We start from the raw sequence: 14921 nt of genomic DNA, 5'->3' as shown, positions 1-14921 counted from the left end.
AGTTGCGCGGTGTGGTGATGCAGCTGCAATCCAGCGCCGCAGCCCTGGAACAGTCCTCCAGCGAACTGGGTAGCAACGCCAACGACGCCCAGGAGCGCAGCCAGCAGCAATCCCAACAGATGGAACAGGTGGCGGCCGCTATCAGCCAGGTCACCAGCGCAGTCCAGGATGTGGCGCGCAACGCCGAGCACGCCGCCACCGAGGTGCGCGAGGCCGAGGCCCAGGCCCAGCAGGGCCAGGTCAACATCGACGGCAGCTTGCAGCAGATCGACCAGCTTTCGGTGACCATCGACCAGGCGGTGGAAGTGATCCGCACCCTGGCGGCGGAAAGCACCCAGATCGGCACGGTGCTGGAGGTGATCCGCTCGATTGCCGAACAGACCAACCTGCTGGCCCTGAACGCTGCCATCGAGGCGGCCCGGGCTGGTGAGCAAGGGCGCGGCTTTGCCGTGGTGGCCGACGAAGTGCGCCTGCTGGCCCAGCGTACCCAGCAGTCCACTGCGGAAATCCAGGGCATGATCGAGCGCCTGCAAAACCACTCCGAAGCGGCGGTCAAGGTCATCGGCGATAGCAGCCGAGCCTCGCAACTGACCATCGAGCAGGCCGGGCTGGCCGGCGCCAGCCTCAACGCCATCGGCCAGGCACTGCGCAACCTCAACGGTCTGAACGCGACGATTGCCAGCGCCACCCTGGAACAGGCCCATGTGGTGGAAGACATCAACCACAACGTCGGCCAGGCAGCCGGCCTGTCCCAGGGCACGGCCCTGGCGGCCCAGCACTCCAGCGCCGCCAGCCGCCACCTCAAGGAGCTGTCGGAGCAGCTCAACGGCCTGTTGCGCCAGTTCCGCGTCTGACCCCTCGCTGAACCCAAGGCCCCGGACTGACGCCCGGGGCCGACTCTGGGTACAATCGCCCCCCTCCTCCATTTCCCCAAGGAACCGCCATGTCCGGGCTTGAACTGTTTGCCGCCGCCCTCGGCGTGATCGCCGTCTGGCTGACGGTCAAACAGAACCCCTGGTGCTGGCCCATCGGCCTGGTCATGGTGCTGCTGTACAGCTGGATCTTCTACGAGGTCAAGCTCTATTCCGACATGCTCCTGCAGGTGGTCTACGCGGTGCTGCAGCTCTATGGCTGGTGGCAGTGGACCCGGGGCGGCGAACAGCACCAGGGGCGGCCGGTCAGCCAGTTGCAGTCCAGCGGACTGCTACAGGGGCTGGCCCTGGGCGCAATGGGCAGCCTGCTGCTGGGGGCTGCCATGGCCCACTGGACCGACGCCGCGCAGCCCTGGCTGGACGCCGCCTTGACCGCCTTCAGCCTGGTGGCGCAGTGGTGGATGGCGCAGAAGCGCGTGCAATGCTGGCCGCTGTGGATTGCCGTGGATGTGATTTTCGTCGGGCTGTTCGTCTACAAGGAGCTCTACCTGACGGCGGCGCTGTATGCCCTGTTCACCCTGCTGGCCGTCCAGGGCTGGCGAGCCTGGCGCGCCGACCCGGCCCTGCAGTCGTGAAGGTCCTGGTACTGACCGGCCCCGAGTCCAGCGGCAAGAGCTGGCTGGCGAGCGAGCTGCAAGCCCACTTCGGTGGCATCCAGGTGAGCGAATACGTGCGCCACTTCATCGAGCAGCAGGGCCGCGACACCTGCCTGGCGGACATTCCCGAGATCGCCCGGGGCCAGCTCGCCTGGGAAGATCAGGCCCGCGCCCAGCAACCTGGACTGCTGATTCTCGATACCCACCTGTTAAGCAACCAACTCTGGAGCCAGACCCTGTTCGGCGACTGCCCGCCGTGGCTGGAACCCCAACTGCTGGCCCGCCACTACGACCTGCACCTGCTGCTGTCGCCGGAAGATGTGGCCTGGAGCGACGACGGCCAGCGCTGCCAGCCACAACTGGCAGAACGCATGGCGTTCTTCGAGGCTACCCGCCATTGGCTGGAGCAACACCGCCAGCCGTACCGCATCATTGGCGGCGACTGGCAAGCCCGCCGGCAACAGGCCTTCGAGCAGGTCCGGCAACTGCTGCAAGCGTGATCGGTGCAGTGCCGCAGGGCCACAAGTGTCCATCCCTGAAACACCTGCCTGGCCATCAGGCCGCCATTTTCCGCGGTGGCGCCCACGGCCGGGCAAACTGTTAAGCCCCTGATACACCCCCGCAGCAACCCCTGTTCCAGAGCGTTGCCCCGGTTATGGCCAATGGCCGTCGGGGGTACTTGTCTCATCCCTGAAACAGTCCCGAAAGCCGACGCCCCGCAGCGTTCGCAAGCCGTTGAATCTTAAAAACAAACAAAAAGCGGCACGGCTTCTGCTCTCTTCCTCGCAACGCCGGCTAGGGCCAGCACTGAGAAGAAGGAATACCGCCGTGGGGACGCTGAATAAAAGTTTCACCCGCCTACTGCTGATCGGCTGCGCCGTCAGCGCGGTGTACAGCCTTCCGGTGATGGCTGCGGGGAATGGCGAAATCATCATCCAGCGCACCGTCCAGGCGCAGCCCATCGGCCGCGCACCTTTGCAAAAGGATCCCAACCCCGTCGAGGTCAACACCAACCCGTCGGTCCTGGTCAATCAGATGACCAGTAATGAAATGAGCGATGGCGACTTTGCCGGAATCAAGACCGGAGCGCTGGTCCGCGGCACGGTGCTGTCCGGCAGCGCCGGTGTACCCGGCATGAATGTGCTGACCAACAACAACGGCCTGCCCGGCATGTCCGCCGGCCATGGCGGCGGTGCGGGCGCCAGTATCTCCAACTCGATCAACCGCAGCATCAGCTCCGGCATGGCTCCCTTGAGCAACATTGGAGGGCAATAACATGAGTCGCTCCCTGCTGTTCCTCGCCTTGCTGACCTGCACCGGGGCCATGGCCGACTCGGCCAGCCCAGTCACCGATACCTCGAACATCCAGAACTCCGGCGCAGGCTATACCGGCAACTTCAACGTCAACCAGGCCGCCGGCGACCAGCAGCAACAGACCAACGTACGGGCCATTGCCATCGGCACCAACGCCACGGCAACCACCAGCGTGACCCAGAAGATCACCACCGCCGCCAGCCGCGCGGTCAACGCCAGCAGCACCATCGGCGGCAACTCTTTCAGCAACGGCAACGGCGCACTGGGCGTGAACCAGTCGGCCGGGGCCAACAACCAGATGGCCAATGCCCTGCGGATCAGCATCAGTGCCAATCCGCAAAGCATTGACGACAGCGCCCTGTCGCAACAGAACGTGGCGCTGTTACCAGACTCAGGAGCAACTGGCACTCAACAAGGCAGCCGCCAGGTCGTTACCAGCGACCAGGCCTTCACCGGCAGCCGTGGAGTGATTCAGGTGAACCAGAGTGCCGGGGTGGGGAACCGAATGGCTAACACCCTGAGCATCCGGGTCGCAGATTGACCCCTCGTAGTGCAATTAGAAAGTACCAACACTTAACCAACTAATAAGCACCGGAGAAACACCATGAAACCTACAATGGCTCTCAAACCACTGGTTTTCGCACTGGCCGCCGTCATGGCAATGGCTGCTCAGGCAGGTGGTAACGATCATGGTAACAACGGCGGTCATGGCAACGGCCATGGCGATCACGATCAAGGTCCGGACCTCAGCACTCTGCTGCAAATCACCGCTGGAGCCGGTGCCGCAGTCATCGATGTGCAGAACAGCAACACCAACGTAGTGAAAAACCAGGGCACCAACAACAACGCCAAGGCCGACAACTCCCTGAACAACTCCAACGGCAACATGGGTGCCAACGTCGCCGCCGGCGACGGCAACCAACAAGACAATGCCGCTGCCCTGGCAACCGCTGACGAAAGCTTCATCTTCGGCAGTGCCGTGGCCGCTTCCAGCGCCACCCAGGTCAACAACAACAACTACGTGAAAAACTCTTCGACCCAAAACAATGCCGTGCTCAACAACTCCGGCAACAACGGTTCCGGCAACATCGGCATCAACGTGACCGCCGGCGACTTCAACCAACAGAAAAACAACCTGGCCATTGCCGTTTCCGGTGGCCGCGTAGCCACTGCCGCTGCTTCAGCCAACCAGCAGTCGACCAATCTGGTCGTGGATAACAAAGGTGTCCAGGCCTACAAAAAAGACACCCTCTCTGGCGGCTTCGTTGCCTCCGGCACCTACAAAGGCACCGGCAGCGGCAAAATCGAAGGTGGCGACGATCACAGCGGCCATGGCTATGGCGACAACAAAGGCCACGGCAACGACGATCAAAAATTCACCTTCAAAGAACAAGGCACCATCGAACTGGCTGGCTACTGGACCCAGCAAGTGCTGACCAAAGACGGCTGGAAAAACCCAGTGGTCAACAACGCCAGCATGACCAACTCGATGAACGGCTTCTCCGGCAACGGCGGCGCCAACGTCTCGGCCGGTGTGGGCAACCAACAAAGCAACTCGCTGTCCATCGCTGCTGGCTGCAAAGCCTGCATGTAATCGCGATCGTAACGAAAGCCCCGGAAACGGGGCTTTTCCACAGTCCGACTCAGGCGTAACGATCATGCGTACTGCGATCCTCTCTCTCTTGCTTTGCCTCTGTGCTCCCGTCCAGGCTGCGCAGATGGCCGTCGCCGGCCTGCCCGGTGGCAACCTGATCTTCAAACAGGTGCAGAGCGTGCGCGAGCGCAAGTTCAGCGACATCGTCGAACAGAAGACCGACTTCAGCTGCGGTGCCGCCGCACTGGCGACCATTCTGCGTCAAGCCTACTGGCTTGATGTCGATGAGGAGCACGTCATCAAGGGCATGCTGGTCAATTCGGATCAGGGCCTGGTGCGTACCCAGGGGTTCTCCATGCTCGACATGAAGCGCTACGTGGAAAGCATCGGCATGCGCGCCCGGGGCTACCGGATTCCGCCAGACAAGCTCGAGGCGGTGACCATCCCGGTGGTGGTACTGATGGAGATTCGCGGCTACAAGCACTTCGTGGTGATGCAGCGGGCGCAGAAAGGCTGGGTCTATATCGGTGATCCAGTGCTGGGCCACAAGCGCTACACCCATGATGACTTCGTCAAAGGCTGGAACGGTATCGTGTTCGCCATCATCGGCCCTGGCTACGACAAGGCCAACGCCTTGCTCGACCCGCCAGCCCCACTGACCGCGAAGAACAAGCTCGATAACTTCTACCCGGTCAGGGACGCGGACTTGATGGACTTCGGCTTCATCCAGAGCGACTTCTTCTAGAAGCGCAAACACTATAAAGGGGCAGGATGCTCCGGGAGCAGCAAGCAGATGAAGACTTCATACTGGCTGGCCGCCGCCTGCCTGGCAGCAGCTCTTCCAGCACATGCTGGTTTCAAGCCCGAACTCATCCAGGATCAGGAACTGTCGCAGTTGCGGGGCCGTTACGTCATGCCGGGGCGGATCATCAGCTTCGGCATTGTCATGAGCAGTACCTGGCGCAACGCCAGCGGTGACCTGATCGGCGCGTCCACTTCGCTGCAGATCCAGCAAGCCACGATCAAACCGCAATTCTACGTCTCCACCATCAGCCAGGCCGGCAATGGCACTACGCCCCCGCCCGGGACCGGCAACGTGATCGGCGGCGCAGGGCTGGCCAGCGGCCAGGGCGTAACCCAGAGCGTAAGGGCCGCCGGCGACGGCAACTCGGCCTACAACAACATCAATATCAATGTCACAGAAGCCAATCAGGCGCCGGCACTGGCGGCCGGTGTGGGGCAGGCATTGATCAGCGGCCAGACCATCACCGGCAGCAACGCCGCCGGCAGTGTGGCGGTGTCGGCCCTCAACGGTGGCATCCAGATGGCCATTCAGGCCAGCGGCAACCAGGGCAATGCCTTGCAGCAAGTGGCCCAGGGCAATTTGCTGCAGAACACCCAGTTGATGGGTAACAGCAACCTGGTGAACAACATGACACAGCTCAATGTGGTGCTCAGGAACAACGGTCCCAGCACCGGTGCTTTGGACTGTAATTTGAGTACGCTCAACGCTCTACGCAAATTCTGATCTTGAACTACGCTGATTCTCGACCATTGGGGTTCACAAGGGACGGTTTATTTCATGTATCGATCGGTTTCACTGCGCGCAATAGTCTGTTTAAGCACTCTATTCCCGGCGGCGCTGGTACAAGCGGCGCCGGACGCCGATGTAGAGACCCTGAAACGAGAGCTTCTGGAACTCAAGCAACGTTACGAAGTACAGCAGAAGGCCCTCGCGGTGCTGGAACAACGGGTTCGCCAAGTGGAGGATCAACCGGCGGCTCCGCCCCCCAAGCGCCTGGCCAAATCACCTGCTGACCTGAAGGGCAATCAACAGGTCGCCGGTACTGGGGCCGGTGCCGCTTCCGGAGGCGCTGCAGGAGGCGCTTCCTATGGCCAGTCCCTCAAGGATGATTCGGAACCGGCACAAAGCGTCAGCAACCTCTACGACGAGGCCAGTGGTTTCTTTGGCGGCGGCAAGTTCAGCGTCGAGACCGGCTTGACCTATGCCCGCTACGATGCCCGCCAACTGACAGTCAACGGCTTCCTGGCGCTGGATTCGATCTTTCTCGGCAACATCAACCTGGACCGGATCAAGTCCGATACCTGGACCCTCGACCTGACCGCGCGCTACAACCTCAACAACCGCTGGCAATTCGATATCAACGCACCCGTGGTCTATCGCGAATCCACCTTCCAATCCGGCGGTGGCGGCGGCTCAGGCACCCAGACCACCGAAGAGTCGGTCACCCGCGACCCGACCCTGGGTGACGTGAACTTCGGCGTGGCCTACAAGTTCCTCGACGAGTCCGAGTTCTGGCCCGACGCGGTGGCAACCTTGCGCGTCAAAGCCCCTACCGGCAAGGACCCATTCGGCATCAAGCTGGTGCGGTCCTCTGCCAACAACAACCTCTACGTGCCTGAAAGCCTGCCCACCGGTAACGGCGTCTGGTCGGTCACCCCCGGGATCTCCCTGGTCAAGACCTTCGATCCGGCCGTGCTGTTCGGGACCCTGGCCTATACCCACAACCTGGAAGAGTCCTTCGATGACATCAGCTCGACAGTGGGCAGCAAGACCCCCGGCAAGGTGCGCCTGGGCGACAGCTTCCAGATCGGCGCCGGTGTCGCCTTTGCGCTCAACGAGAAGATGAGTATGTCCTTCTCGGTTTCCGACCTGGTGCAGCGTAAAAGCAAGCTCAAGCAGGACGGTGGCGACTGGCAGTCGGTGGTCTCCAGCGATGCCAACGCCGGCTACTTCAACGTCGGCATGACGATTGCCGCATCCGACAACCTGACCATCGTACCCAACCTGTCCATCGGCATGACCGAGGATGCTCCGGCCTTCACCTTCAGCCTGAAATTCCCCTACTACTTCTGACCCACCGGCAAAAACGCCAAGGCCCGCTGCGATTCCCCAATCGCAGCGGGCCTTGGCGTTTCTCCCCGCCCTAGCGGATCTGGTGCTTGTGCAGCAAACGGTAGAAGGTCGGGCGCGAGATCCCCAGGACCCGCGCCGCCACGCTGAGGTTGTCGCTGTGCCGGTTCAACACGTCGCACAGGGCCTGGCGCTCGGCGCGGTGCTTGTAGTCTTCGAGGGTGCCCATGGGCAGGTCCTGGGCCTGCAGGCTGAGCAGGCCCAGGTCGCTGGCCTGGATCTGCCGCCCCTCGGCCAGCACCAGGCCGCGACGCACCCGGTTGGCCAGTTCGCGGACATTGCCCGGCCAATCATGCTTGCCCATGGCCACCAGGGCATCCTCGCTGAAACTGCGGGGCCGGCGCCCGGTTTCCTGGCTATAGAAGTGGGCAAAATGGCTGGCCAGCATGCCCAGGTCGCCATGGCGCTCGCGCAACGGCGCGGTGATCACTTGCAGCACATTCAGGCGGTAGTAGAGGTCCTCACGGAAGCGCCCGCTGGTAATGGCCGCTTCCAGATCGACGTGGGTGGCCGCCAGAACCCGCACATCCACCGGAATCGGCTGGCTGCCCCCTACCCGTTCGATGTGCTTTTCCTGCAGGAAGCGCAGCAGATTGGCCTGCAGTTCCAGCGGCAGGTCGCCGATCTCGTCAAGAAACAAGGTGCCGCCATGGGCCGCCTCGATGCGCCCGACCTTGCGTTGATGGGCGCCGGTAAAGGCGCCCTTCTCGTGCCCGAACAGTTCGGACTGGATCAGGTGTTCGGGAATCGCCCCGCAGTTGATTGCGACAAAGGGTTTGTCGTGGCGCTGGGACTGACGATGCAGGGTACGCGCCACCAGCTCCTTGCCGGTGCCGCTTTCGCCTCGGATCAGCACGGGCGACTCGGTGGGCGCCAGCTTGCCCAGCAGCTTGCGCAAGTCGCGGATCGGCCGGCTATTGCCCAGCAACTCATGCTCGGGCTGATCCACATGGATCGAGCCCTGGCCCCGCAGGCGCGCCATGCCGAACGCCCGGCCGAGGGTCACCTGGACCCGCGACACGTCGAACGGCAGGGTGTGGAAGTCGAAAAACCACTCGCAGACGAAATCCCCGACCTTCTGCAGGCGCAGCACTTCCTGGCTCAATACTGCGATCCACTCGGTGCCGCTGCGGCTGATCAGGTCCTTGACCGCCTCCGGGCGCTCCAGGTGAAAAGGCTGCAGGCGCAGCAGGCCGACATCGCAGGAACGTTCGCGAGCGGACTCCAGGTCACAGCTGTCGACATCCCAGCCAATGGTGCGCAAACCGGGTAACAGGCGATGGCAATCGTCACAGGGATCGACCACCAGCAAACGGCGCTGCACAGGGGCTTCGAGCATGACTGTTCCTTGGCGCCAGGGTATGGAAAAGTTATTAGAAACAGTGATTTGGAAAACCTGGCTGTAACATTAGCAAGAACTTGACGGTGGAATGTATCAATTGCTTATAGCGCTGATTACCAAAGGAACTAACGTGGGACTCCAAGCTGTTCACGAGCGACTGATTGTCGCAGTTGTTTTATCCAGCCCCCGCAACTAAGGGCCCGGCCACAAGGCCTATGCACGAAAGTTGTAAAAACTTGTTTTTCAGTGTGACCCGAGTGCTACCTCGGTGCATCAGTACAAATGACCAGCCGAACGGTAAGCCCAACCGACGGCACATCATTTGATTGGGCACACAGAGAGAAGACCCCATGAACGCCCCGCTCCGTATCAACGAAGCACTTTTGATCGCCGACCGCGCATTCCAGCCTTTTCAATGCGTGGCCTGGGCTCCACAGGACGGTAATGGCGAACTCAGCCTGACCGTCATCGACCGCACCAGCACCCGTATTGGCCACACCCAGATTCCCAGCAGTGCCTACTCCGATCCAGCCCAGCTGGAAGACCTGCTCAAACAGGCCCGCGCCGAACTGAGCCAGGACGGTTATACCTTGCAGTCCTGGGCCATGCCCAAGTAAGCGATGCTGTTAACGGATCACCCGAAGGGGTGATCCGTTATTTAAAGCAAACAACTAAGCACCCTATCTATCCTGCCCTCCTCTACAACTTCTACCTTCCGGGTATTAGTTGCTCTTGTCGTTATCCAGCCCGGCTTCCGGTTTCACTTCGAAAGCGCCCTCATTTTTGCCAAGGTCTTCATGCCCGGCCCATCAAGGGGTCGCTGATGCTGTGTGCTCCGGTTTCCAGGCGCCCGGCGATCCGGCGCAGCCAGCCGCCGTCGCTGCGCAGCGTGAGGTCGTACCAGCCGCCACTGCCCTCGTAGGCAAACACCTGGCGCACCTCGCCCCGGGCCGGTACCGCCAAGGTCCATGGGCCCTGCTGGGTGTAGGGGCAGCGATCGATACTGATGACCACCCCGTGTTCCCCCGGATTGCTCAGGGTCAGTTGCAACTGGCTGTTGCTGGTGGTCACCAGCAGTTCGGGCTGCAGGGTTTTCAGGTCGCCGTGGAAACTGCGGTGAAACCCGTTGGGGCCCAGGACCCAGAGCTGATAGCGCTCCACCACCGGCCAGCTGTCCTGCAGGGCTTTGCCGGCTTCCACGGTATAGCGGCGGGGAATCTCGCTCAGGTGCAGGCCATCGTAGACATGCAATACCGCCCCTTGCTCCCCAGTGTTCTGCAGGCTCAGCGACAAGGTGCGAGCCTTGGGATCGGCCTGGCTGTCCACATGCAGCCGATAGGGCAAGGCCCGGGAAGGCCGGGCCAGGCGCTGCTGCTGCGGCGCCAGTTGCTGGCCGGCCGAGGGCAGCGGTACCGGCAGCAGTTTCTCCTGGCGCTGGCGCAGGCTGTCGGCGGCCTGGCGGGTAGTGGTCTGCAGCGCGGGAAGGGTTTCATGGTTGGGGTCGGCAAAGTTGAACGCCGAGGTCAGGTCGCCGCAGACTGCTCGCCGCCAGGCGCTGATGTTCGGCTCTCGCACGCCAAAGCGTTTCTCGAGAAATTGCAGCACCGAGGTATGGTCGAACACTTGCGAGTTGACCCAGCCACCACGGCTCCAGGGCGACAGCACCAGCATCGGCACTCGCGGCCCCGGCCCGTATACGCCGCCATCGGGCAAGGGTTGCTGGGTCGAGCCCGCCGGGGCCGGGTGGGTGAACAGTTCGCTGTCGAAACCCAGGGTGGACTTGCCGGCAAAGCTGCCGTCCTTGCGCCGCGAAGGCGCCGAGGGCGACGGCATATGGTCGAAGAAGCCGTCGTTTTCATCGTAGGTCACCAGCAGTACCGTCTTGCTCCAGACCTCGGGGTTGCTGGTCAAGGCCAGGAGAATTTCCTGGGTGAACCAGCCGCCCTGCACCGGGCTCGAAGGCCCGGGATGCTCGGAATAGGCTGCCGGCGCGACAATCCAGCTGACCTGGGGCAGCTTGCCGGCCTGCACGTCGTTGCGAAACCCGCCAATGATGGTCTCCAGGTTGCTGCCGCTGCTGGCCGGCAGGGTGTTGCCATTGCCCTTGTACAGCGGCGCCACGGCGTTGAGCCCGTCGCTGTAGGGCACGAAGGCATTGAAATCCTTCGGCGGCTGGGCCGGGTTGCCGACCTGCACGCTGGCGGCCCGGTACTGCCGGAACCCCGCCAGCGGGTTGTCGCCGAAGTTGTCCGGCAGGTGCTGGTACACCTTCCAGCTCACGCCCTGCTCTTCCAGGCGCTCGGGGTAGGTCTTCCAGCTGTAGCCGACATTCACCGGCCCCGGGCCGTCCCATTCGTTGACCACCGCCGCCACCTTGGCTGCGCTCGCGCCATTGCTGCCAGTCCAGAGGAACAGCCGGTTGGGGTTGGTGCCGGCGTGCACCGAGCAGTGGTAGGCGTCACACAGGGTGAAGGTGTTGGCCAGGGCGAACTGGAAAGGCAGTTCCTGCTCGCGGTAGTAGCCCATGGAGGTATTGGTCTTATAGGTCGGCCAGGCGCTGATACGCCCCTCGCCCCAGGCCGAGTGGGCGTCCGCCCAGGAATGCGGGGTGCCGCTGACGCGCTGGGCGTTGCCCTTGCTGCTGTCCAGGTGATAAGGCATCACCAGCCGGCCCTTGCCCTGTTGCTCCCACACTTCCCGTTGACCGGTCTGGGGGATGGTGAAGCGGTCACTGAAGCCGCGTACCCCGGGAAAGGTGCCGAAGTAGTGGTCGAACGAACGGTTTTCCTGCATCAGGATCACCACGTGCTCGACGTCCTTGATGGTCCCGGTCCGATTGTTCGCCGGTATCGCCAGGGCCTGGCGGATGGATGCCGGCAATGAGGAAAAGAAAGTACCGATGGCGGCCGCTTGCAAGAGCTTCCTGCGTGTAAGACTGGGCATGGGTTATTGAGTCCTTATGGTTGCAGCGCGATATATAACGCTGCCCCCAAGGTATTGGTCGCAAATAACAATGCAGTGACATTGCCATTGCAGTTTGTTCATGAAACGTACAACTACCCGCCACTGCCCTGCCTTGCCAGTTCGGCAATAACTCATTGCCAGGTAACGCAGGAAGAATATTTCATGAATAAAACACCCGAGCTCAAGAAACGCCCGGTACATTTCGCCGGCGCCTTAACTTTGCGCTGGCGAAATGCACTATAGAGCGGGCCAGAAAACAGGCTTCGCACACTCCCTGGGCTGTATCCGTTTTACCGGAGAAAGCACAGTGCTATTAAAGGCTATCGGCTACTTCATTGCGCTGGACCCGCAGCGGGTTGAATAGCAGGCGAATGAACTGCGGATCTCGGGCCAGTTTGTAATCTTCACCGACAAAGTATTCTTTGGCGGCCGGGTCATTCTTGCCGATATATAAGATCCAAGCCGTGGTAATACCGGCAAACTCATCTTCCCTGACGCTTCTGACCGGGCTGAAATGGGTGGCGTTATGGGCGGTTGCGCTCCAGCCCGGCACGGCCTTGATCAGCCCGCCCTGCCACAGCCTTGGCCAGGCCCAGGCCGGGACCACTACGTCCGCTGCGCCGGTGAGCACCAGGGTCGGTGTCTTTACCGTGGAGCCAAGGCCGATCGGCCCGGGTTCGATCGGCAACGAGCCGATATAGCGCAACTGCGGGTCGATGCCCTTCAAGGTCTCTGGCAAGAGGCTTGCCGATAGAATCGATGCGCCTCCTCCCGCCGAATGCCCCGCCACAATGGTGCGCGATAGGTCGACCTTGCCGAACAGTGGCGAGGTCGGGTCCTGGTTGAGCTTGCTCAGTTCCAGGGCGCCGAGCACATGCATGGTGGGGGCGGTGTTGATGAAGTCCGAGGAGATGATCACGATGAAGCCGTAGCTGGCCCACAGCCGCAGCAGATCTGTGTACTGCCCCTGGTTGGAAAGAATGCCGCCAACAAAGTTGACCACTGGCAACTTGTCCAATTGCTTGATATTGGACGGGTAATAGACACTGGTGGAGATCGGATTGGAGAATCCGTAAGGAAAGGACTGATTGCATTGCAGGCTGTTATCCAACAGCATGATCCGCGCCAATACCCCCAACAACCCACGGCAATCACTCAGAACAGCATTGGTGTTGACTGCATAGGGCCCCGGAGACTTGGCATATTGATCATTGGCCAGCCCAAATGCCGGAACCAGTTGCGAAGCAATAGCCAACTTGCCCCAAATAACCAACATCATGGCCAGGCCGAACTTTGTAGCCAGGTTGCGAATCCACTTCATCGATAATTCCTTTATCTGTCTGCTTTCCCTGCAGGACCGAATACCTGTACCTGGCCATGCTCCCTATATTGCAAATATCTTCAAACTTGCAGTGCACGTCATTCAACTGTAATAGCGCTGAAACATTCTCTGCTTAGTTGCATTGAATACGTTCGCGACCCTAGATCAGGACAAATTCGCAGGTCAATGACTATTTAACATCCGGGCCGTGATAAACCCGGGCTGCAACGCCCGGGGCCGCCCCCTTGGCCTCGGGCATCGCAGCTGGCACCCCGTGGATGGGCGGGCTAGACCAGCCCGCCAAAACGCCGGTAGTAGCTTTCGCCGACATCCGGCAACGGGCCATCGGCGTTCTCCAGGGCAGTGGCCAGCCATTCTTCGGCCCGGGCCTGGATCAGGCGATAGATGTTGCGACACAACTGGCGCGCCGCGCGGCCTTCCCAATCCCCGGGCAGCAGTTCGTCGGGCAGTTGCGGATCGCGCAGCAGCAGCTTGCGGTACTCATGAATCAGCAACAGCCGGGCCAGGAAGCAATCCTGGGGCTGCAATTGCTCCTGCTCGCGCAGGGCCTGCCAGAGCGGGCGGAACAGCTGGATGAACTCGCTGTAGTGGGCTGCCAGTTCATCGATGTTCCAGCTTTCCCGCACTTGCAGGCGCAGGGCCCTGGAACCCAGGACATCCTGGGGCGTGGTCTCGAAGACGATGGTGTCTTCCTGGGCACCAAGCTCCGCCAGGGTGGCGTTGATATCGGCCCGATCAGTGCGCGGGCAGGCCAGCAGTACCGGCGACATGGCGCCGAACCCCTGCCATTCCAGCTCTTCGCGCACCTGCTTGCGCAACTCGACAGACAGTTGCGAGAGCATCACCAGGCACCAGGCGCCGTCCCAGGCCGGCACTCCGGCGCTGTACACGCGCTTGAAGGCTTTGTCGAAGCGCCGGCGCCCGGTCAGGGTCAGGCTGTAGTAACTGCGCCGGCCGACCTTTTCAGCGCTCAGCCAGCCCTCTTTGCTCAGGCGGAAGATCGAGGTGCGGATCAAGCGCTCGTTGATCCCCATGGGCTCCAGCAACTGAATCAGGCTGCCCAGCCACACCGTGCCGCCGTGGGGCTCGATGGCATCGCCGTACAGGGTGATGATCAGCGAACTGGCGCGGATCGGAGTCTGCTCCTGGAAACGTTTGATCAGGTGGTTCAGTGGCGCTAGGGACGACATGGATGTACCGGTAAAAAAGGAAGGAATATAGCGGGTTTCAGGCAGCTATAACGCCCGGGCAGGTTCATGGGCGAGCCTTGGGGCGCAGCGCACTGTTGCCGATTCGCGGGCGTCCGGGCTCTGCCTCCCGCAGCGGCTCGCAAGGCCGCATCTGCGCCAGGCAACGCCTGGCCAGCTGTTGGTATTCGCGGGTCCCCGCCTGCTTCCAGGCCAGCTCCGCATCACTGAGCGGGCGGCTGACCCGGGCCGGCGTGCCCATGATCAGCGACTGTGGCGCACACTCGAAGCCGGCCTTGACGAAGGCTGCCGCGGAAACGATGCAACGGGGCGCGATATGCGCGTTGTCCATCACCACCGCATTCATGCCCACCAGGGCGTCGGCGCCAATTCGACAGCCATGCAGGACAGCGCCATGACCTATATGGCCGTTGCGCTCGACCACCGTATCGCTGTCGGGAAAACCATGCATCACACACGTATCCTGCAGGTTTGCCCCCTCCTCCAGAACGATCCGCCCAAAATCGCCCCGCAAGCTGGCCAACGGGCCGACGTAACAATGGGCGCCGACAATCACATCACCAATCAGCACCGCTGAAGGGTGCACATAAGCGCTGGGGTCGACCACCGGGGTCAATCCATCGAGGCTGTAACAGGTCATGGAGAGGTTCCTTGAAGAACACGTCATCTGAAAGCAGGAAATACGATGAACTGC

Annotated in this window: 15 protein-coding genes; 10 read left to right on the top strand and 5 right to left on the bottom strand. The window is 61.7% G+C overall.

The genetic code is table 11. The features are described 5' to 3' along the window. The first annotated feature begins 17 nt into the window (after positions 1-17). From M2395_RS31735 to M2395_RS05275, 9 genes are all read left to right on the top strand, one after another. Entirely contained in the window at positions 18-854 is an 837-nt protein-coding gene (locus M2395_RS31735) for a methyl-accepting chemotaxis protein (RefSeq protein ID WP_370508234.1), read from the top strand. A gap of 89 nt (positions 855-943) precedes the next feature. After that, the gene (pnuC, locus tag M2395_RS05310) at positions 944-1507 is read left to right on the top strand and encodes a nicotinamide riboside transporter PnuC (RefSeq protein ID WP_011061403.1); all 564 of its coding nucleotides are present in this window, start codon (positions 944-946) and stop codon (positions 1505-1507) included. After that, positions 1504-2028, top strand: a complete 525-nt coding sequence (locus M2395_RS05305) for an AAA family ATPase (protein WP_123430736.1) — start codon at positions 1504-1506, stop codon at positions 2026-2028. Before pnuC ends, M2395_RS05305 begins: the two co-directional genes overlap by 4 nt. Positions 2029-2356: 328 nt before the next feature. Beyond that, positions 2357-2803 carry a hypothetical protein gene (locus M2395_RS05300; protein ID WP_011061405.1) on the top strand — a complete coding sequence of 149 codons (447 nt, stop codon included), beginning with the start codon at positions 2357-2359 and terminating at the stop codon, positions 2801-2803. A gap of 1 nt (position 2804) precedes the next feature. Next, positions 2805-3383: a hypothetical protein gene (locus tag M2395_RS05295; RefSeq protein ID WP_015635693.1), complete on the top strand. Its 579-nt coding sequence runs from the start codon at positions 2805-2807 to the stop codon at positions 3381-3383. 63 nt (positions 3384-3446) lie between these two features. Beyond that, positions 3447-4436: a hypothetical protein gene (locus M2395_RS05290; protein ID WP_011061407.1), complete on the top strand. Its 990-nt coding sequence runs from the start codon at positions 3447-3449 to the stop codon at positions 4434-4436. A gap of 64 nt (positions 4437-4500) precedes the next feature. Then, the gene (locus M2395_RS05285) at positions 4501-5181 is read left to right on the top strand and encodes a C39 family peptidase (protein ID WP_011061408.1); all 681 of its coding nucleotides are present in this window, start codon (positions 4501-4503) and stop codon (positions 5179-5181) included. Between the two features lie 48 nt (positions 5182-5229). Further along, entirely contained in the window at positions 5230-5964 is a 735-nt protein-coding gene (locus M2395_RS05280) for a hypothetical protein (protein ID WP_011061409.1), read from the top strand. Positions 5965-6018: 54 nt separating this feature from the next. After that, the gene (locus M2395_RS05275; RefSeq protein ID WP_015635694.1) at positions 6019-7314 is read left to right on the top strand and encodes a hypothetical protein; all 1296 of its coding nucleotides are present in this window, start codon (positions 6019-6021) and stop codon (positions 7312-7314) included. 70 nt (positions 7315-7384) lie between these two features. Here the strand turns inward: M2395_RS05275 and M2395_RS05270 are convergent, their stop codons facing one another. Next, complete coding sequence (locus M2395_RS05270; RefSeq protein ID WP_011061411.1) at positions 7385-8710, bottom strand: sigma-54 dependent transcriptional regulator; 1326 nt, start codon at positions 8708-8710, stop codon at positions 7385-7387. 353 nt (positions 8711-9063) lie between these two features. On the opposite strand from M2395_RS05270, the gene M2395_RS05265 reads away from it, so the two are divergent. Continuing rightward, entirely contained in the window at positions 9064-9330 is a 267-nt protein-coding gene (locus M2395_RS05265) for a hypothetical protein (protein ID WP_015635695.1), read from the top strand. Positions 9331-9508: 178 nt separating this feature from the next. Here the strand turns inward: M2395_RS05265 and M2395_RS05260 are convergent, their stop codons facing one another. The 4 genes from M2395_RS05260 to paaY form a co-directional block, all read right to left on the bottom strand. Beyond that, the gene (locus M2395_RS05260; RefSeq protein ID WP_053158661.1) at positions 9509-11656 is read right to left on the bottom strand and encodes a phosphocholine-specific phospholipase C; all 2148 of its coding nucleotides are present in this window, start codon (positions 11654-11656) and stop codon (positions 9509-9511) included. A gap of 334 nt (positions 11657-11990) precedes the next feature. Next, entirely contained in the window at positions 11991-12998 is a 1008-nt protein-coding gene (locus tag M2395_RS05255) for an adenylate cyclase (RefSeq protein WP_123430735.1), read from the bottom strand. A gap of 287 nt (positions 12999-13285) precedes the next feature. Next, a complete protein-coding gene (gene paaX / locus M2395_RS05250) occupies positions 13286-14209 on the bottom strand; it encodes a phenylacetic acid degradation operon negative regulatory protein PaaX (RefSeq protein ID WP_053151759.1) in 924 nt (307 codons plus the stop codon). Between the two features lie 64 nt (positions 14210-14273). After that, entirely contained in the window at positions 14274-14867 is a 594-nt protein-coding gene (gene paaY / locus M2395_RS05245) for a phenylacetic acid degradation protein PaaY (protein WP_015635697.1), read from the bottom strand. Between the last annotated feature and the right edge of the window lie 54 nt (positions 14868-14921).

Origin of the sequence: Pseudomonas sp. BIGb0176 (assembly GCF_024810175.1) — a bacterium.
Lineage (GTDB): Bacteria > Pseudomonadota > Gammaproteobacteria > Pseudomonadales > Pseudomonadaceae > Aquipseudomonas > Aquipseudomonas protegens.
The sequence above is the reverse complement of the archived record's forward strand: the minus strand, read 5'-3'. Positions and strand labels throughout refer to the sequence as shown.

Bases quoted from the DNA above. Each gene is read 5' to 3' on its own strand.
- M2395_RS05255 (WP_123430735.1), bottom strand. From the start codon at position 12,998: ATGAAGTGGATTCGCAACCTGGCTACAAAGTTCGGCCTGGCCATGATG.
- M2395_RS05290 (WP_011061407.1), top strand. From the start codon at position 3,447: ATGAAACCTACAATGGCTCTCAAACCACTGGTTTTCGCACTGGCCGCC.
- M2395_RS31735 (WP_370508234.1), top strand. From the start codon at position 18: ATGCAGCTGCAATCCAGCGCCGCAGCCCTGGAACAGTCCTCCAGCGAA.
- paaX (WP_053151759.1), bottom strand. From the start codon at position 14,209: ATGTCGTCCCTAGCGCCACTGAACCACCTGATCAAACGTTTCCAGGAG.
- M2395_RS05260 (WP_053158661.1), bottom strand. From the start codon at position 11,656: ATGCCCAGTCTTACACGCAGGAAGCTCTTGCAAGCGGCCGCCATCGGT.
- M2395_RS05280 (WP_011061409.1), top strand. From the start codon at position 5,230: ATGAAGACTTCATACTGGCTGGCCGCCGCCTGCCTGGCAGCAGCTCTT.
- M2395_RS05285 (WP_011061408.1), top strand. From the start codon at position 4,501: ATGCGTACTGCGATCCTCTCTCTCTTGCTTTGCCTCTGTGCTCCCGTC.
- paaY (WP_015635697.1), bottom strand. From the start codon at position 14,867: ATGACCTGTTACAGCCTCGATGGATTGACCCCGGTGGTCGACCCCAGC.
- pnuC (WP_011061403.1), top strand. From the start codon at position 944: ATGTCCGGGCTTGAACTGTTTGCCGCCGCCCTCGGCGTGATCGCCGTC.
- M2395_RS05295 (WP_015635693.1), top strand. From the start codon at position 2,805: ATGAGTCGCTCCCTGCTGTTCCTCGCCTTGCTGACCTGCACCGGGGCC.
- M2395_RS05265 (WP_015635695.1), top strand. From the start codon at position 9,064: ATGAACGCCCCGCTCCGTATCAACGAAGCACTTTTGATCGCCGACCGC.
- M2395_RS05275 (WP_015635694.1), top strand. From the start codon at position 6,019: ATGTATCGATCGGTTTCACTGCGCGCAATAGTCTGTTTAAGCACTCTA.
- M2395_RS05270 (WP_011061411.1), bottom strand. From the start codon at position 8,710: ATGCTCGAAGCCCCTGTGCAGCGCCGTTTGCTGGTGGTCGATCCCTGT.